This is a genomic window from Leuconostoc sp. UCMA20149 (assembly GCF_030400235.1).
Classification (GTDB): domain Bacteria; phylum Bacillota; class Bacilli; order Lactobacillales; family Lactobacillaceae; genus Leuconostoc; species Leuconostoc pseudomesenteroides.
Map to the genome: position 1 here is coordinate 100,299 of NZ_VJYC01000002.1, position 22,367 is coordinate 122,665.

Annotated in this window: 19 protein-coding genes and 1 tRNA gene; 2 read left to right on the forward strand and 18 right to left on the reverse strand. The window is 38.9% G+C overall.

The genetic code is table 11. The annotated features are described in order from the left end of the window. Window positions 1-96: 96 nt before the first annotated feature. Window positions 97-1,326 carry an aminopeptidase gene (locus FF105_RS02520; RefSeq protein ID WP_010285866.1) on the forward strand — a complete coding sequence of 410 codons (1,230 nt, stop codon included), beginning with the start codon at window positions 97-99 and terminating at the stop codon, window positions 1,324-1,326. A gap of 24 nt (window positions 1,327-1,350) precedes the next feature. Next, the gene (locus FF105_RS02525; RefSeq protein WP_010285864.1) at window positions 1,351-1,737 is read left to right on the forward strand and encodes a hypothetical protein; all 387 of its coding nucleotides are present in this window, start codon (window positions 1,351-1,353) and stop codon (window positions 1,735-1,737) included. A 31-nt stretch (window positions 1,738-1,768) separates the two neighbouring features. Here the strand turns inward: FF105_RS02525 and FF105_RS02530 are convergent, their stop codons facing one another. The 18 genes from FF105_RS02530 to leuD all read right to left on the reverse strand — a co-directional run bounded on the left by FF105_RS02530 (window position 1,769) and on the right by leuD (window position 22,358). After that, window positions 1,769-4,492 carry a BspA family leucine-rich repeat surface protein gene (locus tag FF105_RS02530; RefSeq protein ID WP_147651276.1) on the reverse strand — a complete coding sequence of 908 codons (2,724 nt, stop codon included), beginning with the start codon at window positions 4,490-4,492 and terminating at the stop codon, window positions 1,769-1,771. A gap of 178 nt (window positions 4,493-4,670) precedes the next feature. After that, window positions 4,671-5,258 (reverse strand): hypothetical protein, encoded by a 588-nt coding sequence (locus FF105_RS02535; RefSeq protein WP_010285860.1) that lies wholly within the window; start codon window positions 5,256-5,258, stop codon window positions 4,671-4,673. Window positions 5,259-5,404: 146 nt separating this feature from the next. Further along, window positions 5,405-5,566 carry a hypothetical protein gene (locus FF105_RS02540; RefSeq protein ID WP_010285857.1) on the reverse strand — a complete coding sequence of 54 codons (162 nt, stop codon included), beginning with the start codon at window positions 5,564-5,566 and terminating at the stop codon, window positions 5,405-5,407. 30 nt (window positions 5,567-5,596) lie between these two features. Then, a complete protein-coding gene (locus FF105_RS02545; protein WP_010285856.1) occupies window positions 5,597-5,755 on the reverse strand; it encodes a hypothetical protein in 159 nt (52 codons plus the stop codon). Then, a complete protein-coding gene (locus FF105_RS02550) occupies window positions 5,755-6,318 on the reverse strand; it encodes a hypothetical protein (RefSeq protein ID WP_010285853.1) in 564 nt (187 codons plus the stop codon). Before FF105_RS02550 ends, FF105_RS02545 begins: the two co-directional genes overlap by 1 nt. A 401-nt stretch (window positions 6,319-6,719) precedes the next feature. Further along, complete coding sequence (gene alsS, locus FF105_RS02555) at window positions 6,720-8,405, reverse strand: acetolactate synthase AlsS (protein ID WP_010285850.1); 1,686 nt, start codon at window positions 8,403-8,405, stop codon at window positions 6,720-6,722. 184 nt (window positions 8,406-8,589) lie between these two features. Continuing rightward, a complete protein-coding gene (gene obgE, locus FF105_RS02560) occupies window positions 8,590-9,909 on the reverse strand; it encodes a GTPase ObgE (protein WP_010285848.1) in 1,320 nt (439 codons plus the stop codon). 108 nt (window positions 9,910-10,017) lie between these two features. After that, entirely contained in the window at window positions 10,018-11,817 is a 1,800-nt protein-coding gene (gene uvrC / locus FF105_RS02565; protein WP_139967191.1) for an excinuclease ABC subunit UvrC, read from the reverse strand. 98 nt (window positions 11,818-11,915) lie between these two features. Further along, window positions 11,916-13,532 carry a CTP synthase gene (locus FF105_RS02570; RefSeq protein ID WP_010285841.1) on the reverse strand — a complete coding sequence of 539 codons (1,617 nt, stop codon included), beginning with the start codon at window positions 13,530-13,532 and terminating at the stop codon, window positions 11,916-11,918. 205 nt (window positions 13,533-13,737) lie between these two features. Beyond that, window positions 13,738-14,109, reverse strand: a complete 372-nt coding sequence (locus tag FF105_RS02575; protein WP_290046327.1) for a hypothetical protein — start codon at window positions 14,107-14,109, stop codon at window positions 13,738-13,740. After that, a complete protein-coding gene (locus FF105_RS02580; RefSeq protein WP_290046328.1) occupies window positions 14,094-15,110 on the reverse strand; it encodes an FAD-binding oxidoreductase in 1,017 nt (338 codons plus the stop codon). Before FF105_RS02580 ends, FF105_RS02575 begins: the two co-directional genes overlap by 16 nt. Beyond that, a complete protein-coding gene (locus FF105_RS02585; protein WP_010285838.1) occupies window positions 15,107-16,315 on the reverse strand; it encodes an MFS transporter in 1,209 nt (402 codons plus the stop codon). The genes FF105_RS02580 and FF105_RS02585 overlap by 4 nt, the downstream gene beginning before the upstream one ends. Before the next feature lie 122 nt (window positions 16,316-16,437). Beyond that, window positions 16,438-17,361, reverse strand: a complete 924-nt coding sequence (locus tag FF105_RS02590; protein WP_010285836.1) for a helix-turn-helix domain-containing protein — start codon at window positions 17,359-17,361, stop codon at window positions 16,438-16,440. An 86-nt stretch (window positions 17,362-17,447) separates the two neighbouring features. Then, window positions 17,448-18,848 carry an amino acid permease gene (locus tag FF105_RS02595; RefSeq protein ID WP_010285834.1) on the reverse strand — a complete coding sequence of 467 codons (1,401 nt, stop codon included), beginning with the start codon at window positions 18,846-18,848 and terminating at the stop codon, window positions 17,448-17,450. 381 nt (window positions 18,849-19,229) lie between these two features. After that, window positions 19,230-19,303: transfer RNA gene (locus FF105_RS02600), tRNA-Lys, on the reverse strand. 172 nt (window positions 19,304-19,475) lie between these two features. Further along, entirely contained in the window at window positions 19,476-20,507 is a 1,032-nt protein-coding gene (locus FF105_RS02605) for a HoxN/HupN/NixA family nickel/cobalt transporter (RefSeq protein ID WP_010285830.1), read from the reverse strand. A 415-nt stretch (window positions 20,508-20,922) separates the two neighbouring features. Beyond that, window positions 20,923-21,711: an L-threonylcarbamoyladenylate synthase gene (locus tag FF105_RS02610; protein ID WP_147651272.1), complete on the reverse strand. Its 789-nt coding sequence runs from the start codon at window positions 21,709-21,711 to the stop codon at window positions 20,923-20,925. A 62-nt stretch (window positions 21,712-21,773) separates the two neighbouring features. Next, on the reverse strand, window positions 21,774-22,358 hold the full coding sequence (gene leuD / locus FF105_RS02615) for a 3-isopropylmalate dehydratase small subunit (RefSeq protein WP_010295047.1): 585 nt from the start codon (window positions 22,356-22,358) through the stop codon (window positions 21,774-21,776). Window positions 22,359-22,367 lie beyond the last annotated feature (9 nt).

Sequence of the window (22,367 nt, forward strand, 5' to 3'; positions counted from 1 at the left end):
ATTTATATCATACGATTTTTGCAACAAAAAGCTTGTAAATAATTATTATTCATGGGAAAATGAGCAGATACACTAACTTTTATTCAGGAGAATACCATGTCATTAGAAACGCAACTCAACAAGTACGCTGAACTCATTGTCAAAAAAGGCGTCAATGTGCAGCCTGGTCAAACAATTATTTTGTATGCTGCTGTTGATGAAGCCTACTTTGCTCATAAAATCGTGGCCGCTGCTTATGAGGCTGGTGCCCGTGAAGTGGTGATGGAATGGTCAGACCAAACAATTGCAAAAGCATTTCTTGATCATGCACCAGAAGATCGTTTAACAACGGTTCCCAACTATACCGTTGCCAAAGCAAATGAATTGATGGATCAATACGCTTCACGTATTTCACTTGTATCACAAGATCCTGATGGTTTAGCTGGCGTTGATGCAGAGCGTCTTCACACATTGACAAAGGCTAACCAAAAAGCTTTGGGTCGTGTTCGTGAAGCAACCATGAAAGATGACATTTCATGGTTGGTAGTTGCTGCTGCCGGACAAGCTTGGGCGGAAAAAGTTTTCCCTGACCTCAAGGGTGAAGAAGCAGTCAATCGCTTGTGGGCTGAAATTTTGAAAGACGTTCGTGTTGATGATGAAACGGACGCCATTGCCAACTGGGACACGCATATTGAAACATTGAAAAATAAAGCCGATTGGTTGAACAGTCAAAACTTTAAATCATTACATTATCATAATGCTAAGTCAGACTTTACAATTGGTTTAGCAACAGGTCATATTTGGGAAGCAGCTTTTTCGTACGATAAAGCTGGCAACGTCTTTATTCCAAACATGCCAACCGAAGAGGTCTTCACAGCGCCTGACAACCGTAATATCCAAGGTCATGTGGCAGCAACATTACCACTTTCATATCAAGGTAACTTGATTGAAGACATTGAATTAGATTTTGAAAATGGTCGTATTGTGAAAGCTTCTGCCTCAAAGGGTTTGCCTGTTTTGCAGAAACTAATTGATACAGATGAAGGTGCCAAATCATTGGGTGAGGTCTCACTTGTGCCTGATCCTTCACCAATTGCCCAAGGCGGTGTGTTGTTCTACAACACGTTGTTTGATGAAAATGCCTCTGATCACTTGGCGATTGGCGCTGCCTATGCTTCAAATATTGCTGGTGGTAAAACTGATCAACCAGAAGATTTGGCAAAACGTGGTTGGAATATTTCAGATGTTCATGTTGACTTTATGGTTGGTTCAGCCGATATGTCAATCGATGGTATCACGCAAGATGGTCAAATTGTCCCAGTCTTTAGAAATGGTGATTGGGCTTAACATCTATTTGGGAGAAGCTTCAAGATGATCAATAATTTATTAGACAAATGGGATGGCGGTCGTTCATTAAAAGAGCGGCTTTATGACTTATTTTTCATTGCTATTATCGCCGCCATTGGTCATCTTGATTTTTGGCATACGAGTCCCAAGACAAGTATGGCAACAGCTGTCACGATTATTATGGCAACTGTGATTGCACTGCTCTATCTGTTGCAATTACCCCGCCTGAAAAATAATTCTGATGTTCCTTATAAATTAACATTTTTCTTTTATGTCATTTATGTCATTAGTACATTTATTTTGACCAGTACGTTGACGCGTGATGTACTTGCATTGAGCTACTGGCCACGTTTAGCAACTTTTGTCATTATAGAGGCAATCATGATGACACGTGTCATGCATGATCATTAAAAAGCAAGTTACCGTTGGTAGCTTGCTTTTTTTATGATGGCGTGTCATTGAATGACCAAGTAAGCGTTGATTGCATTTGTTTATCCAATAATGAGGACTTAATGATCGTTGCTGGATTGAGTGAAAGACGGAAACTTTTATCAGGATTGTGGCTCAAACTAACACTTTTTTGGCTGTTTTCTGATTGACCTTGCCAAAAAGTGGTTGCATGATCCGATAACTCATCATCGCCATACATGAGTTTGAGATCATGACGCGTTATCTTGTCAGTTGTGCCATTTGCCTCCCAGTCGCTAGTTTGCGAAACTGTGATGTCATAGGTGATAGTTGCTTCTAAGTTGATGAGATCAAGCTTTCCTGTTGACATATTAGTTGCTATCGGCAACTTTCCGCCACCAAAGACGCTCGCATTCAGTGTACCAAAAACAATGTTTGACGCAGCATCAATTGTCGGTGTTTGCGCCCAGACGTAGGTGACAGGTTCTGATCTGTCAGCGTACATTTGTGTTGTGGTGACCATGTTTCCCGTTGGACAATGGTCAGTTCCTGTCCCAACTTCTTGCCAAGACGCAGCCGTAGTTTTGTATTTTTGTCCATTATCGGTAATTGTTGTGCCAACAGCCGGTGCTGACGTGAAGTTAGGATTGTTGGCAAACTTAATATTTTTACCTAGGGCAATTTTCCAAAGGGAGTTGGTGGCATTGAACATTATGTTAAAAGCATTACCCGAGGTAGTACTCCAGCCAGTTAAATCTAAAGTCATTAATTTTGAATTTGAAAACATATACGTGAAATTTGTTACCTTAGTCACATCCCAATTACTTAAATCTAGTGAAGCTAACTTGGTATTTGAAAACATATAGCTCATATTAGTGACGTTGCTTGTGTTGAAGCCGGTTAAGGTCAAACTACTTAAGGCAGTGGCATCAGCAAACATATAGCTCATGTCAACATTATTTGCCGAACGGCTGTTACCCCAACCTGAGAGGTTTAATGTTAATAAATTAGACGCCTTATAAAACATATACTGGAATGTTGTGACTTTAGAGACATCGCAATTACTGAGATTTAAACTCGTTAATCCGGTGTAGGTAAACATGTAAAACATAGTCGTTACATTTGTAATCGTTGAGTTCGTCAAATCTAAACTCGTCAAAGCAGGGGTACTATAAAACATATAAGCCATAATTACCGAACTAGTTTCAGCGCCGACATGCCAATCTGACAAGTTAAGACTTTGTATTTTGGCAGAATAAAACATTCTTAAGAACGTTGTTACTTTGGTTACATTCCAGCCACTAAAGTCTAATTCTTCTATGTTGCTATAAGCAAACATATTGCTCATATTTGTGACATTGGTGGTTTTAAAATTCGTTAAATTTAAACTAATTAACGCAACTTTACTATAAAACATATAACTCATATCAACCCCATTGGCGGTACGATTTATACCCCAATTAGATAAATCTAATGATTTTATGTTGGAGTAAGCGAACATATACTGGAATGTTGTGACTTGATCCACATTCCAGCTGCTAAGATCTATTGTTTCCGTCGTTTCGTTTTGATAAAACATATCGCTCATATTAGTCACATTGGTGGTCTGAAAGTTTGTTAAATTTAATTTAGTTAAGCCATTGTTGCTAGAGCCTTGAAACATACCTCTCATACTAACCGAGGTGGCAGTACGATTCACACCCCAATTAGATAAATTTAATGTCGATAAATTCTTTTCGCTACTAAACATTGCCTCAAATGTCACAACCTGACGCACATCCCAATCACTAAGATTTAAACTCGTTAAACCAGTGTTGGAAAACATTCCACTCATATTAGTCACATTGGTGGTCTGAAAGTTCTTCATAATTAGCGTAGTGAGTTTAGTTGTATCTGAAAACATAAATGCCATTCGAACTGAGGTTGCCGTACGATTGTTACCCCAATCGGACAGATTCAAGTACTCTAAATTATCAGTGCCATAAAACATATATGAAAAATAAACTACCTTATCTACACTCCAACCACTCAAATCCAAACTAGTGACACCACTCCCATAAAACATATAAGACATATTGGTCACATTACTGGTATTCAACACACTCAAATCAGGATTGGTTAGCCCCTTAGTGTAATAAAACCAATAAGCCATTGAAGTCACATTACTCGTATCAAAATTTTGCAAATCAATAAACTCACTGAGTTGTCCTAGATTAGCAAATAAATAAGTCACATTGGGGTCTACTGTGACATTAGCTTCAAATTGAATTTTCTTGACTTGAGTGGCCACCAAATCAGCGGCTACCAAATTCTGATCAATTCTCTGTGCTAATTGTCCCGCCCCAAAAACCAACAAACCAGTATCCGAATCAAATGTCCAAGTGCTAGTCCCGTTCGTGTTTGTCGTTATTGCTCGTGGTGCTTTTCCAGACGAAGCTGGCTTACTATCTGTCTTCGCCAAAGGTTCTTCAACTTGTGGGTCTGCTTCAACTTTAGGCTGTTCCACTTGAGCTACTTCAGGTGTCTCGGGTTCATCAGGTTCCGGTTCTGTTGGCTGACCGTCACCAGTATCGTCAGTAGCGACGCGCTGAATCAATTCTTGCAAGTCAGAGCGACCGGCATTTGGTAGACATAGCTTTTTATCCGTTTTGACGTTATCAGCTGTCATCACTTCGGCAGCTGTCACGGCTTGTACCGGTCCAGTAAAGGTTAGTAATGCAATTAATATTTGTAAGTAGAATTGTTTGTTCAAACGCATGATTTTTCTCCATTAGTAGCCTAGACCCTCATTCTATTAGGGGGGGGTGGAAGACCAGACGAATTTTTAGTGAACAAATTATGAACTATTTGAAGAAAAATATATTCTTGACTCGTATTATAATTTGTACAATAAAAAACTTGTAGCAGACTGTTTCTGCTACAAGTGGTTAAACTTTTCATGATGCTTTTGGTTCAGATTTGAAAGCATCGCGCATTTGGTTATTCGTGTTTTTGAGGATTAAGTAGTAACTCAAGTTAGAAACCGCAAATATTTCCCATATCCACCAATACTCGTCATGATTGAATCTAAAGAATATTAGCAAGTCTTTGAGTATTTCAGCAGTCCACTCATGACTAACCTCATCAAGTGACACCGTATGTGTCACTAGGCCAATCACAATTTGCAATATAAAAATCGCAATCCAACCGACAATGTAACTGCGCCCGCCACGAGAATACAGTGCACGTTCATAAATTGGTGATTCTTGATGATTTTCTTTGACAATATATTTGGTTGGCTCATCGTGCACTTTAATAGCAAAATCACGGGTTTGATACCATCCAATAAGACAGCTCATCACAAAGACAATCACTAATAAAGTCGCGTCGAAGGCATTTTTGATGCTAACATTCGTTACAAATTGGAACGCCCCAAAAGCAGGTATCATATAATACCTGACCTTGGAAACCTTCTCAAATTCAAATTGTTTTTTGATGAAATACACCGTGATGATCAGTGTACCAATAGTCAAACCTAAATGCATTGTGCTACTCCTTTTTCTAGGAATAGTATACCAGAATTGTCACATTTGGACAGATAAAAAAGCCCGTAAAAACTCGTTCTCTATGAATGAACTCAAGTTTAATTTAGAAAAAATAAAAAGGAACAAATTCTGCACCTTTTTAACTACTAATAATGATCTAATTTGTTGTTAATTGCTAAGCTCACTGACAAAGCTATAGTGATTAATAGTAAATTTTGTAACGTGAGTTGACCGATTAAAATTACAACAATTAAGGCGATAACTAAGCCACTACTAAATGTAATTAAGTTCTTGTTGAACTTGGTCATTGATAACCTCACATATAAATCAACTCTGCATTAGCCATCGTCAGACCGATTTAAATAGTATACAATTGCCAATGAAATCAACACAGAGACGATGGTTATTAATTGCCAATATTGCGGTAGCCATGTTTCCGACGCCAATGATATTAACGCAATAATTAAAACTGCAATTAATATGTTAATTTTTAGCATTATTGAGAACCAAAATTAACTATATTCCAGCGACTATTAAACTCAAACCAAGCACCACGATCTGCTGGAATAAGAGAAATAGCACCACCAACACCAGTAGCAATCATTGCAGCTGGTGCACCAGTTATTCCTGCTGAGGCAATAGCGCTGGCTACCGCTCCAGCGATTGCTACAGCCCCAGCTAATTTAACAACTTTAACTAACGCAGAATTAATGTACAGTCGCGTATGCCCATTGCTATATGATTTTACATAAGTACTGCCTTGACGCAACTCATCCATACTAATTACCGCCTGCTTATCTGATTCAGATAGCTTTTGATAAGCGCTATAATCATTTTCTTTGATATAGTTCAAAACGGCTACTCCAGAAATATAGTGACTTGTTGAAGAACTATCTAAGACCGGATTATTTGGATCTAGCCCACCAAAATCAGTAGTTGTAGTTAATTTTGCAGTATTCTGTGTTGTAGTGTCCGCAAATACACTTGTTGCTGGTATAACAGCAGTTGTCAAGTTTGCTGCTGTTAAAACACCTAGCGTCATTCCAATAATATTCTTCATAACAAAACTCCCCTTTACTTGATGATAAAATATTTGCAATTTAATTCATAAGCTTGTCCCCTGGGTACAACACGAGTATACTACTTTTACTTGTTAATGTATACCATTTATTTAAAAAGTCTTATAAATATGCACTATAATTACTTTTAATAACATATACCAATTTATTTATTCACCCAAAATAGACCAAGAGTCTAAATTAGGAAGATAAAGCAATACTCATCAGTTAAAGAATTCAAAGGCGCAAGTCAATCTTGAATCATGTATGATAACAATGGTCAAATTTAGACAAAATTAAAACGGCTAGTTGTCGTTATTCTACCGTCAACTAGCCGTTCTAATTATTAGTTAAATTTCACTTTAACTTTTTGAACATTCATCAAAAACGCGCTTTTCTATGTTCAACCTTCAGATTCAATCAATTGTGAACCAAGCTCATAGTTATGTGAATAATCAACAGGAATATCAACTACCACAGGGCCTTCCGTAGCAAAAGCCTCGTCTAATATTTTATCCAACTGATCAGGCGTTGTAACGCGCAAACCTTTAGCACCGAAACTTTCAGCATATTTTACAATATCAATATTACCAAATGTGACACCAGCAGATTCACCGTTGTATTTCATTTCTTCTTGGAATTTAACCATGTCATAATGCGCGTTATCATTCCAAACAATGTGAACAGTGTTCAATTGTAAACGCACCGCCGTTTCTAATTCCATAGCTGAGAAGAAGAAACCACCATCGCCCGATACAGAGACAGACTTTGCATTTGGTCGAACCATAGCAGCGGTCAAAGACCATGGCAAACCAACACCAAGCGTCTGCATACCGTTAGAAATTAAGAAGTGACGTGCCACGTAAGATTTGAAATGACGTGCCATCCAAATATAGTGTGATCCAATATCTGTTGAAACTGTCATATCATCTGTAACGTGGGCTTGGATTGACTTAATAACATTAAGCGGATGGTTCAAGTTACCTTCAGCAGGTGTGTAAGATGGTTCGTCAGAAGCACGCAAATCATCTTTTAATGCTTTCAAGACACTTTGACTTTCAGCAGGGACTTGATACCCATTGATACGCTCTGCCAACAAATCCAAACTCTGCGCTAAATCACCAATCAATTGACGTTTTGGTACAAAATTGTTGTCAATTTGAACATGTGTCGTGTCTAGCGCAACAATATTCAAATTATTTTCCTTATTCCAGTTTCGTGGCTCATATTCAATGGCATCATAACCCAATGTCACCACTAAATCAGCTTGTTGCAAAAGCTTGTCACCTGTTTGGTTACGGAATAATCCGATACGACCAAAGAAAGTTTCAGGTTCGAGGTCTCGAGAGATAACCCCTGCACCTTGGAATGTTTCAACAACTGGTAACGTCGTTTGTTTAAGCAAATGATGCAAAGCCGTCACCGTTGCATCATCAGATCCGCGCGCACCCACCAACAAAACAGGTAGCTTAGCCTGTTTGATTTGTTCAGCCAACCAATCGAGGTCAGCAATAGCAGCAGCACCTTGCTGTGCCTCAGGTACTTGTGGCAATGCAGAAATTGATACTGGTGCATCATCAACATCTTGTGGTAATGACACAAACGCCGCACCCTTTTTCGCACCATTCGCCGCCGCAAAAGCATTTGCAATGATTTCTGAGATATTATTAGGATCTTGAATTTCTGAACTATAATGAGTGATAGCGTTAAAGAGCGATACTGAATTCGTTGACTGGTGTGTCAAACGATACAAATCACGGCGTGGTACTTGACCACCAATGGCAACAACTGAATCACTTTCAGCGTTAGCTGTCATCAAACCGGTTGCTAAGTTACCAACACCTGGTCCAGAAGTCGCAATCACAACACCTGTTTTACCTGTGATACGTGAAAATGCTTGTGCCATAAAGGCGGCATTTTGTTCGTGACGTGTCACAATTAACTTTGGTACTTTTTGACCGGTCTTGGGATGTTCAAGTGTTTCAAATAAACGATCAATTTTTGCACCTGGAATACCAAAAACAAGGTCAACACCATGATTAACTAGACTGTCTGTGACAATATCTGAACCATATTTTTGTTCTGTCATTTAAAGTTTGCCTCTTCTTGATTTAATAATGTTATCATAGCACTTTTCACATGAGTTTTGTACTGGTTAATTGTGAAGTTTGTTTTAATATCAATGATACATAATTCACAAACTCAACGTTTTTAAAGATTGTGAATTATTTCTCAACAAAAAAGCTTGCCTCATCGGGCAAGCTTTCTCACTTTTAATCACTAAATTCAAACACAAAGTCAGAATTATTAATGCGCACATCATCACCATCTTTGGCGCCGGCTTCACGTAGCTTATCATCAACGCCCATATGACGCAGTTGACGCGCAAAACGCATAATAGTTGCATCTCGTTGAATATTTGTCATTAAGAACAACTTTTCAATTTCTGCCCCACTTAACAACCAACGCTCCTCATCTTCAACCCACTCAACAGTAAAGTCGTGTGTTTCAGGTGTAAAGGTGTACGTTTTCTCAGTCACTTCGTTTTCCACTACTGGACGATAGCTTTCAGGTGCAGGCGCAGTGGCCAACATATCTGCTGTCAAACGCATTAGGTCTTTTACACCATCTCGTGTAATTGAAGAAATAGGCATAATCGTGGGCATAGTTGGCAAACCGGAATCTGCTTCGACTTCTGATGTGAATTTTGCCAAATTTTCGTTTGAATCAGGCATATCCATCTTAGTAGGCACCACAATTTGTGGGCGATTTAAAATCGTCTCATCGTATTGTTGCAACTCATCTAAAATTTTGCGGTATTGCGTATAAGGATCAGTGCCTTCAATACCTGACATATCAACTAAGTGCAAGATTACCTTAGTTCGCTCAACATGTCGTAAAAATTGAAAGCCTAGACCAACGCCTTGCGCAGCACCCTCAATCAAACCCGGCAAGTCCGCCATAACAAAGTCACGATCATCATCCAAACGCACCATACCAATATTAGGAGATAAAGTTGTAAAATGATAAGCAGCTACTTTGGGTTTCGCATTTGATACAACAGACAATAGCGTTGATTTTCCTGCAGAAGGAAAACCAACTAGTCCTACATCTGCTAAGACTTTCAACTCTAATTTGAGATTGCGAATTTCACCTGGTTCACCGTTTTCGGACAACTCTGGTGCAGGATTAGCAGGCGTTGCAAAATGGATGTTACCGCGACCGCCACGACCACCTTTAGCAACAACAAGCTCTTGTCCATTTTCTAGCAAATCAGCTAATACTTCGCCTGTGTCGGCGTCGCTTACTGTTGTGCCTTGTGGCACTTTAATATACCGGTCATCAGCGGATGCACCAGTCATACCTTTTGTGCCCCCATTACCACCAGGTTGTGCCTTAAAATGGCGGTTGTATCGGAAGTCCATTAATGTCCGCAGACCTTCATCTACTTTAAAAATGATTGACCCACCGTGACCACCGTCACCACCAAAAGGTCCTCCCATTGCCACGAATTTTTCGTGACGGAAAGACACAATACCATCGCCACCTTTTCCGGCTTTTACTTCAATTTGTGCTTGATCTACGAATGCCATAAATTTGTCATGGCGTTGACCTCAAGTCAGTCGCCACTTTTCTCCTTGTCTGCACACCCTGTGTGCTTGCGTATGTTAAACACTCTAGTTTACCATAAAAGCATGAAATTAGCTATGTTCCCCGGCATTAAGCGACAGGTGAATTACTCGCGCTAGTTTTTCGTTGATACCAATTGCCGCCAATTCATCAATACTTGCTGCCGTGATTTTTGGTAATGACCCAAATTCACGCAATAATTTTTGGCGCGTTTTGGGTCCTACACCTTGAATTGTGTCGAGTCGTGAAGCTAACGAATGCTTACTCCGTAATTGGCGATGGAAACTAATGGCAAAACGATGAACTTCTTCTTGTACGCGTTGAATTAAGAAAAACCCCTCAGATTGTTTATCCAAAGTCACAATTTGTTCTGTGTTACCATCGATTAAATCAGCCGTCTTGTGCTTATCATTTTTGACCATTGCGGCAATCGGAACATTTATAAGCCCAAGTTCGTCAATCAATACCTCTTTAGCTGCATGTAGCTGAATTTCACCACCATCCATTAAAATCAAATCAGGTAAATCACCACCCTCTTTGAGAACACGACTGTAACGTCGACGGATTACTTCCTGCGTTTCAGCCCATTCATCAGCGTGATGAGTAGACTGAATTTTGTACTTGCGATAAAGATCCTTGTTGGGTACGCCATCATCAAAAACAACCATCGCACTGACAATCTCGACCCCTTGCGTATGAGAATGGTCAAAGGCCTCAATCCGATGTCCCATCGGAATATTTAACGCGTCGGTGATTTCTTTCATGGCACCAGTTGTTTTTCGTTCATTTAATTGCATCAAACGGAACTTTTCTTCTAAGACGATTTGCGCATTTTTGGCCGCCAAATCAAGCAAATCTCGCTTTTCACCACGCACTGGTATTCGAACTGGTACATTCAATATTTCTGAAAGCGCCTTGGTATCAATGCCTTTTGGCACCAATACTTCGCGTGGCTTCTGAATGTTTTTTTGTGCATAAAACTGTTGTATGAAGCTCGTGACTTCTTCGTCAGCCTCACCTACAATCGCAAAGGTCCGTTTAAATTGACGAATGAGACGGGCTTGGCGCAAGAAAAAGACTTCAACCGTCATCCAACCTTTATCCAAATAGTAGTTGAATAAATCTCGTGGTGTCGTATCACGTGATAATACCCGTTGGCTTTCAACTGTTTCATCAATATATTTTAACTGATCACGCAAATCCGCTGCATGTTCAAATTCCAGCGATGACGCTGCTTTTTGCATCTTTTCGGTGATTATTTTTCTCACCGCTTTGGTGTCACCATCTAGAAAATGCTTGATACGTGTAATTTGTTGATCGTATTCAGTTTTAGGCACTTCATGCCAACATGGTCCCAAACACTGCCCCATATTGTAATACAAGCAAGGCCGTCCTTGAAACCCATTACAGCGACGTAAAGGATAGTTTTTCTCTAAAAATCGTAATGTTTCTTGCGCTGCATAAACGTTTGGATATGGTCCAAAATAAAAACCACCGTCTTTTTTAACTTCGTTGACTAGCGCCATTTTAGGATCACGTTCTTTGGTGATTTTGATGTAAGGATACCCCGTACCGTATTTGAGGCGAATATTATAGTAAGGTTTGTACTTTTTAATCAATTCATTCTCAATTAAAAAGGCTTCCTTATCAGAATTGGTCACAATAAAATCAAAATCAACAATATTGGCAACCAATTCAGCTGTCTTACCATCGTGATCTTGTTTAAAGTATGATCTTACTCGGTTTTTGAGATTTTTTGCCTTGCCGACATAAATAATTTTACCGTTAGCATCTTTCATTTGATAAGAGCCCGGTTCAGCCGGTAGCAAGGTTAATTTTTGTTCAATATGTTGTGATGGATTTGCTAACATAGTTTCATTATACCAGTCATGTCACGTACTGCTATAAAAACGGTCATGACAAGCGATTAAAAATCCTACCATTATAGATGATAGGATTTTGAGAATAATTATTTTTGGTGCGCCAAGGAAGCTGCCACAAAATCATGGTAGAGACCTTCTGGACGATCAGGACGTGATAAGAATTCAGGATGATATTGCGCTGCAACGAAGAAGTCATTTTTAGGATATTCGATTACTTCCATCAAACGATCATCCGGTGAAGTTGCCGCAAAGACCATACCAGCTTTTTCAAATTCATCGCGGAATTTGGTGTTAAATTCATAACGGTGACGATGACGTTCTTCAACCTCAGGCTTATTGCCATAAGCTTTTGCTGTCAATGTGTCGTGCAACAACATAGCTGGATACAAGCCTAAACGTAGTGTGCCACCGCGGTTTTCAACATTTTCTTGATCTTTCATCAAATCAATAATTGGCGCTGATGTCTCTGGATTTAGTTCAGTAGAGTTAGCATCTTTGTAACCCAAAACATTTCTGGCAAATTCAACAGATGCTAACTGCATACCCAAGCACACACCTAGGAATGGTGTATTATTTTCACGGGCATAACGAATCGCTTCAATTTTGCCCTCTGTACCACGTGCGCCAAATCCACCTGGTACAATCACACCATCTGCGTCTTGCAACAAATCGTTGACATTATCAGCAGTGACAGTTTCTGACTTAATGTGATTGATGTTAACTTCTGCTTCTTGCGAGTATCCAGCATGTTTCAAAGCTTCATTCACTGAAATATAAGCATCTGGCAAGTCCGTGTATTTACCAACTAAAGTAATGTTAACTGCTTTTTTAGGATGCTTAATTGATTCAACCATTGTTGACCAAGCTGTCATATCAGCTTGTGGTGCATCAATTTGTAACTTATTCAAAACCACATCGTCCATGCCTTGTGCTTGTAAGTTCAATGGAATTTCGTAAAGGGTTTCAACATCGCGTGATTCAATGACAGCGTCAGCTTTAACATCAGTGAAAGTTGATATCTTACGTTTGAGTCCTTCTTCTAATGGTTCTGATGTACGTAAGACAATCATGTCAGGTTGAATACCCAATGAACGCAATTGTGCAACCGAATGCTGCGTTGGCTTTGTTTTTGCTTCACCAGCTGCAGTCAAGTAAACAATCAAACTGGTATGAATGTAAAAGACGTTTTCGTTGCCAAGATCAGACTTCATTTGACGCAATGCTTCAATGAATGGCAAGCTTTCAATATCACCGACCGTACCACCGACTTCGACAATAACAACATCCGCATCCGTCGATTCAGCAGCTTTTTTCATTTTGTCTTTGATAGCATCTGTAATATGTGGAATAACTTGAACTGTTCCGCCGTCATAATCACCACGACGTTCCTTAGCCAAAACTTCGGAATAAATACGACCTGTTGTCACGTTAGAATACATGTTGGTATTGATGTCCATGAAACGCTCATAATGACCCATATCAAGATCTGTTTCCAAGCCATCCCCTGTCACAAAAGTTTCACCATGTTGATAAGGTGACATCGTTCCGGGATCAATGTTGATATAGGGATCTAGTTTTTGAATCGCTAACTTGAGCCCGCGATTTTTTAGCAAACGACCTAAAGATGCCGCCACAATTCCTTTACCAAGCGATGACACAACGCCGCCGGTAACGAAAATATACTTCACTTGTTTATCTGCCATGATGCCTCCTCATGATTCCATCTGCGTTTACAACCACAGAAATGACGTAACAATTAGGGGTAAAATAAAATAGAAAAGCTCCCAAGAAAGTCTTGAGAGCTTTTAACGTTTGTCCCAACAAATGGGAGCCCTAATTTATAATACAGAGTTAGTCCTCATTTGTCAAATTGAATTATCTTAAACACCCAGTCAATGTCCCTGTCCATCAAATTCGTCTGGATTGGTTGAAAATTTGATTTGGATCATACTGCTTCGCAATTTGATGAAGGCGACGTCCTGTTTCACTTGGCCAAACACGCTTCGTTTCAGCTTGGCTAATGTCACTAGAATAGGCGCCATAGACCCCTAGGTTTTCCAAATGTAGTGCTTTAAATTGCTGATTCAAGTCATCTGACATTGTTGGATCACACCAAACCGCGATAAAAAATTTAGCCTGTCGGTGTGCCCACGCATTAAAATTAATAGCGCGCATATTTATAGCACCATCAATAGCACGAACTTCAAGACCCATTACACTATCCAAAGCAATTAATTTGGCTAATTTCAGCACAATTTCAGCATCTAATTGATCGACCAACACATTTTTGACATAAGCATCTTGATCCCCCTTGTTGTCAAATGTGGCGCTTTGACTAAGTCAGCATAACTCATCTGTTGCCATTCATATTCGACAACTTGTTCAAGATTCTTGCTAGCACGCAATAATGTTTTCATTTTGTCTGTTGATTCACCAATCCAGACATTTGTTGCTGTCGCGGCCAGCGGATTCCCCCCCTCCTGCTTAGTAATCATCAAGAGACTAGACAAATCATAGTCACAATTGGCAAGCCATTGCTGCCAATGGCGCAAAAATTGCCATAAATCTTTCAAATCATAACTGATCTTTTGATACATAATTGGGACAGATACACCTTGTGCTGTTTGAGGTACTGCGTCAGCCTGAAACACAAAATTAGTCACAACACCAATTTGAGAACTACCACCCCGTAGCGCCCAAAACAAGTCAGGCTCATGTTCCTCAGAGACGACATGTCGATTCCCATCACCTGTTATAACAGTTGCCGAAATAATACGATCGATCGTCAGTCCTTGTTTTCTGACTAATAAACCGATACCACCAGCCGTTGCGAGACCGCCAACGCCAGTATCGCCAAAGTCACCACTTGATAAAATAAGCCCAGACTGACCAATTTTTGCAGCCACGTCTCCCCAAACTGCACCGCATTGTGTCTCAAATATGCCTTTTTCAGCGTCCAAAACAGTCACACGATTCATCTGAGATAGATCTAGTATAACGCCATTTTGATTAATAGACTGCTTAGTAAGGCCATGCCCGCCGCTTTTAATTGAAAATGGTACGGCATCTTTTGCAAGACGTTGCAATTGTGCCACGTACATAATAACTTCACTCACGTGGGCTTCAGTTTTTGCAACAAATATTAACGCAGGATGACCAACTTGAAAATAATTAGATTGAAAACGGCTGTACTGGTCATCATCAGAATCCAAACATATTGATTGCAGCTCTTCTGGAATTGGTGGCCAATCTTGCGTGCCAGTTTGTTTAATATTTGTCATTCGGAACGCACCCCTCTTTCAGCTTGGTGTGCAGTAATTATCATAAACAACACGTATGTCAACACAGCAAATCCTGCAAAAAACAGAAATGGTAATTTAGTATTAATTTGATAGATAAATGATCCAAACAATGGGGATACAATTCCAGCAATTGCTTGTGTCATAGCAACAGCGCCGGCAACCGCACCTTGATGTTCTTGAGAAACTGTTAATGAAGCGCCTGCTGATAATGAACTCATACCTAACGCCGCGCCAGCACCAATGAAAATATAACTGACAATCATTAACCAATAAGCATTTGCAGAAGCAATGAGTAATAACCCAATCACAATGAGCGGAATACCAATCAGCATCATTTGTCGCGCTGAAAAATTAAAGACTTTGATTTGAAGTATTTGAACAATCATCAACGTAACACCTAAAATAACAAACAAAAATGATGATGTTTTGGCACTTTGGATGACGCTTTGCCCGATGTTGTCATGTAAATATAATGATGTGAGTAATTGTAAGCCGACAACCACAAACATCACTGAGCTACCAACCAACAACCAACTCAATAATTGCACCGAGAAAAATTTGCTTTTTTGCTTTTGGGTTGTTTCGTCATTTTTTGCATTGTCAATTGTGATTTGCTGTTTTGGCAAGATACCTGTCATAATCACTGCAAAAATTAAGAGCAAAACTATCGTTGTGTAAAAAGGTAAATACAAATTGCCTGAGGCCGAAATTAGACCACCAATGATAGGACCCAAAACCATAGCTAGACCGGTAGCAAATCCCAATGAAGACATATCTTTTGCGCGATCTGTTACTGATGAAATGTCTGCCATATAAGCATTAGCAGCCGTTGGCGTTGTGGTCATAAAAATACCTAACAAAAACCTAGTGCCCATTAACGCGTATATCAGCATCGAGCTGGCTGTCGCCGTTCCAATCGCCATGTGGAGCAAGGCGACGTATAGAATGAAAAACGCACCCATACCCAATAGACCAATAATCATAACGATACGTCTGCCAAATGAATCACTCAACTTTCCCCAAATTGGTGCAAAGAGCAGCATGGCGAAAGCACCTAACGAAATCATAATGCCAATTTGACCTGGCATTAAATGTGCTTTTGTTGAAATGGCTGAGAGCACTGGCATCGTAATGTAAATTCCTAAATACGACACAAGTGTTGCCACAAAGAGTTTCTTTTTCATGAATAGAACTTCCCTTCCTGTTGATTAACTATTCTGTTAACTAATCTAAAGAAGTTCTGCTGCTTTTACTATCCTTTTTTGACAAAAGTAGCCCTTTTGAGTATTTTATAAAAATTGACGGCTTAATTGATGTTGTAGAGTTGTCGATACTGTTTTGGTGTCATCTGTGTTTTCTTTTTGAAAATGGCCGAGAATTTACTGACATTACCATAACCAATTCCAGTTGCAATTGATAGTATCTTGGCGTTGCTATTTTTGAGTTGATCGCATGCTTTATCAAATCGCTTCTCAGAAACAAACTGGTGAATTGTCTGTTGATAAGTTGATTTGAATAATTTCTGTAATCTCGTTTGACTAATATGAAATTGATTGGATAGTTGCACAATCGCTATTCTTTTGTCTAAATTTTGTAGCAGAAAATCATGTATCGCATTAATTTTTTTAATATCTTTGGTGGCAAAATATTGTTGTGGGAAAGTACTTTGATATGTTGTGAGATATAGCAACAGTTCAGCAACTTTTAATCTTAAAAATTGGCGTTGATTATGGGTTTCAACTTCCGCAATATCTTTAAAGAGACGATCAATAAATTCAGTTTTCATCAATCGAAAATTTCGATTTGTTAATTGATTTTGAAAAATTTGTTGGCAAATATCAGGATTGCCAACTAAACTAAATAATTCTTCGTCAACTTTTTCTGGATTAACTAAAAAAGTGACACCACGATAATGTCCATCAATAATATTGTAGTTTCTTTGCTCATCTGCTTCTTGAGAAATTTTTAAAAATCCGGGTTCTAAAAATACTGCTTCCCTATGATTGTTAACAGCATGAACATTGCCAGCATAAGCAAAGTCAAGGCGCAATATTTTATTTGGAAAATTAATATTGGCACGATAATGTGCAATATCATAATCATGTAAAATAAAATCAACACCTGGTAATAATTTAATCGCTTGGGGATTAATTGTGGCTGACTGATCAAACAAGAATCGTTTGTAATGGTCCAAATTATCCGACATTTCATGCCATTTTGTTTCTAACATTACGTCTCTTCCCCATCTTTGCGAAATTTATTTAGTAATATTATCATAATAACAACGATCAATTAAAGCAAATAAAAAACAGCAACTTAATGATTGCTGTTTGAACCTTGCTGCATTTTCTTAGCATGCCAAGCACGTGTTGCAAAGAAAACAATGGTCATGATGACTAGAAAAGCAAACCCAACAAGCAATGGTGCTCGTGTATCGGGGTTAATCATCATAAATACCAACGTCACCAATAACATCAAAATCGCAAAATAGTTGGTGTATGGTGCAAATGGCATTTTAAAGGGATGATCTGCCATTAATACCGCATTAGCTTTTCGGAATTTGATTTGGCTAACCAAAATGACAAACCAAGGCACCATACCGGGTAACGTACTGGCTGAATAAACCAGTACAAAAATGCTAGAACTACCATGCCAAAACATGGGCAAAACTGCATTTAAAATGATGCCTAACAAGATACCACCAGAAATCGCTAACACAGGCAGCGTTGGCACACGGTGCTTAGATAATTTCAAAAACTTAGGTGATAATTCTTTTCCCAAAGCCAACGTGTACAGCATGCGACTTGATGAAAAAATTCCCGAATTCAACGCAGACATTGCAGCCGTCATCATGACAAAATTAATGATCCCCGCAGCAGCTGTAATACCTACTCGTGAGAAAGTCTCCACAAATGGTGATCCCACTTGATCTAATTTATCCCAAGGATAGATCGTAATGATAACAAAAATAGCACCAATATAAAATATTAAAATACGCGCAACAATTGATTTAATAGACTTAACAATGGCAACCTGAGGATTGGCGGCTTCACCTGCTGTAATACCAATAATCTCAATTGCTTGATATGATGTAATGACAATTGATAATGCAAAGAAAAATCCTTTTATCCCACCAGCAAAAAATGGTCCGTGCGCCCACAAATTTGAAAAGCCTAAGGGTTGCCAATGATTACCAAATCCTAGTAAAATCACGAGCAATCCTAGAATAATCATGAAGATGATAGTGACAACCTTAATTAACGAAAACCACGTTTCCATTTCACCATAAGCTTTCACCGTCACTAAGTTAGCTGCTGTCAACATCGCTAATACGACAACGCCCGTCACCCAATCGGGAATGTGTGGGAACCAAAAGTCTAAGTAAATGCCCACGGCAATTGTTTCACTAACACCAACTGTCAGCCATTGAAATACATTTGCCCACACCGTGAGATATCCAGCTACGGGATGAATATATTTTGTAGCGTAATTTGCAAAAGAGCCAACCGATGGATCAACATATAACATTTCTCCCAAAGCACGCATCACCAAATACAGCACTAAACCAGCCAATGCGTATGCCAACAGGACAGAAACACCTGTCCATTTAATAGTTGCTGAAGATCCCATGAAAAGGCCGACACCTATCGTGCCACCTAGTGCAATCATCTGCATTTGACGTGATGATAAATCACGATTTAATTCTTTTCCTGCCATAACTCGTCCATCCTCTTTTTTAAACAAATAAAAGCGCCCTCGAATAAAAATTCAAGGGCGCTTTTCGCGCGGTACCACCTTAGTCATATCAGCCGTCATCAAAAATAGCCAATTCATTTCACTCTCATTGGAATAACGACCAATGACACCGGTCATACTTTCACGTGCGCTAATCGTATGTCACTTCGGAGGTAGTTATTCACCATCATTGCTTTGCCACTCTCACCAAGTATGGCATCTCTTCAACAACAACAATAGTTACTTGTCCTCTTCAACGTTTTCATCAATAATACACTAATTTACTATTTTAAGCAAATAAAAAACAGAATTCCTAAGAATTCTGTTTTTTGTGGATCACCCAAGGTCGCCTGATTAACTCAGTGCTCCCGCTCGGATTCGAACCGAGGACCTTGGGATTAAAAATCCCCTACTCTAACCAACTGAGTTACAGGAGCATTTCTTATGCCTTAGCACATTTATATATATTACAGACTTTTCTAAAAAAAAGCAACCCCTTTTTTCAACTAAGTTGTATTCTTTTAACAGGCCCTGAACATCTAGTTAACACCTCCATATTTTCGTAGTTACAAATTTTCTTATATCACTCATTTTTAAGCTCAAATTAATCTATATGACTTGTTCTTCATCCTTTTCAGCTAAATGAAACACATGCCAGATAGTAATGGCAATAATCCAAGCAACAACAAACAACCCAACCAAGATGATACCCATTTGATTAAAATCCAGCGCGTTTGCCCATCTCGTTAAACCATTTTGCCAGCCAAGCATGACGGAAAATGATTGAATAAAGTCCACAAACCCAATGAACCCAGCAGCTAAAATAGAAATGCCTGTAATCGTCAAATTATAATAGACTTTTCGATATGGTGATGAAAATACCCAATGATATGTTGTACTCATAAAGAAGCCGTCAACAGTATCCATCAAACACATCCCCGCAGTAAACAGCAACGGAAAAGCCATGGTTGAATACCATGGTATTCCCTCATTAGCAGCGGTAGCAGACGTGGCCAAAACCGCAATTTGTGTCGCAGTATCAAAGCCTAAACCAAACAAAAAACCAACGATTGCCACTTGCCAATTATGCTTGATCATGCCCAATAACTTCAAAAACAAACGATATATTTTAGAGGTGTTAACTTGTTCCTGCTTATCATCCACACCATTGCGATGATGCATTGCCGTAAATTTCACCCAAATATCACGCAAAATAAAACTATTGACAATAGCTAACATTATCAACATAGCAGCTGCAATTGAAGTCCCTAAGGCGCCACCAATATGTTCAAAAACCGGCATGGCATGTTTGGCCCACTCGACAAATAAAACTGTTGCCATTGCCATCAATACCACAACCATTGAATGACCAAATGAAAAACTGAAGCCGACACCGCGCGTATTTTTGCCATCATTTAGCATTTTACGCGTCATGTTATCAATGGCAGCAATATGATCGACATCAAATGCATGCCTTAGTCCCATGGTGAACGACAAATAAGCCATTGCTATCATTTCAGGATACTGCGCAGCACTGGTCATTAATAACATTATTCCTGAAATTAAAAAAAGGACGATTATTGCACCATAGCGCATTGCATCTGACTGTAACGTTGTTTGTTTTTGTGTGCTTAACATCATGTTTTTTCTTCTCCTTGCACTGTAAAAATAAGATTATCATAGGATATATTCTCTGGTAAACATAGCGAACAAATGGTGTCCTTAGTAGACAAATTATGTCCTTTCAACATGCTACTTTGACGAGAAGGTGATCGATAATCGCTGACTACATTTGTTGCTTTGAGTGCATCAACACAAAAACACCCCAACCATATTAAAGTTGGGGTGTTTTTAATGTTGTCCCAACTATCTACCAAACGATTTTTATTTAGTAGATAGTCACTCAAAGAACCTACTAAACCTCAATTGAGGAGTAGGTAGAGGAGAGAATGATTGACTTGCTTCATTGTTTTATGCATAATTTTACCTCTTTTTTTGTTATTTATTTAACAATATAATTAAAATTATATTATTAAATTTTCATTTTGTCAAACGTTTAATAATAAAATCCGTGACGATAATCCCATGACGAGAAAATATCACTCATAATTTTCATGATTTTGTCGACATCTAATCCTTTACGAATAACGATTGGTGCTGGTTGAACACCAACAGCACCATTTTGTTCTGGGATAAGCTGACCTGCTTCGTCAACCATTGATACCATCACACCTTGTTCGTAACGTGTGTCCAGCGTCTTATCAGGTTGAATTGATGCCACATAATCATCGGCCTCAATAATTAGGTCAGCAGCATTTTCAATTTGATCACCAATACCAGCTACCAAACCACGGTTTCCTTTACCAGAAGGATTAGCTGAACTTGCAAACGAGAACTTGCCATACTTTTCCCACATTTCTTTGGCGATATTTTCACTTGGTGTACCAAACTTGATAACAAAACAACTCGTTTCACGTTGATCCATCATCAAATCTTTTGTACCGTCATTTGGTATCTTGCTCTTAGCTTCTGCTTGCCATGGTAAGATGCACCCCAACAAAATATCCTCATTCCAATGTTGTTGATACATTTGTTCGATTTCTGGTGTCATTTGCGCTAATTCTTTAACTTGTTCTACTGAACCACATAATACGACACCTGGCTTGTTACGCTTGCGATTTTTGGCAGCAAACTTTCTTTCTAATCCTTTATCGTCTGAAGTCATGATAATGTAACCCACTTTTGTTGGACTCACAATCATTCCGCCATCTTCTTTCAAGATATTAATGGCTTCAGCTTGAACGCCACCATTCCAATGAATCTTTGCTGTTGTTGCTTCTGTCATGATAAAATACCATCCTTTTAATATATTGCTTTTTGTTTCTGATTTATAAATGATTTGCTCGTTTATCCAAAATTTGGTCGTTGCTTTTCAAACGCTGAAATCAATTTTTCATATTTCATTGTGTTATCAATATCGTCTTCACCATTGATAAATTTTTCTTTCCATTGTGAATTAATATCAAAATGGAAAATATTATTTTTATAAGTCACAGTTTGTTCAGGTAAATCAATTTGAATAGTTTCATCTGCTTGAATGCCTCGCAATATTTTCCGATTTTCTTCAGGCAACACAATTGGTAGCAAGCCATTCTTGGTTGAATTCATGTAAAAAATGTCTGAAAATCCGCCGCCAATTACTGCTCTAAATCCATAATCCGTTAACGCCCATACTGCATGTTCTCGTGATGATCCTGATCCAAAGTCATTGCCTGTAATCAAAATTGAAGCACCCTTATGTTCTGGTTTGTTTAGCTCGAATGCCTCATTTAATGAGCCGTCGGTATTGTAACGCCAGTCATAAAATAAATCTTTCCCAAATCCGGTTTTCAAAATGTTTTTCAAAAATTGTTTAGGCAAGATAATATCAGTATTAATGTTGTCATTTGGAATCACAACCGCTCTGCCTACTTCGCTTACAAAAGCTTCCATATTATCCCC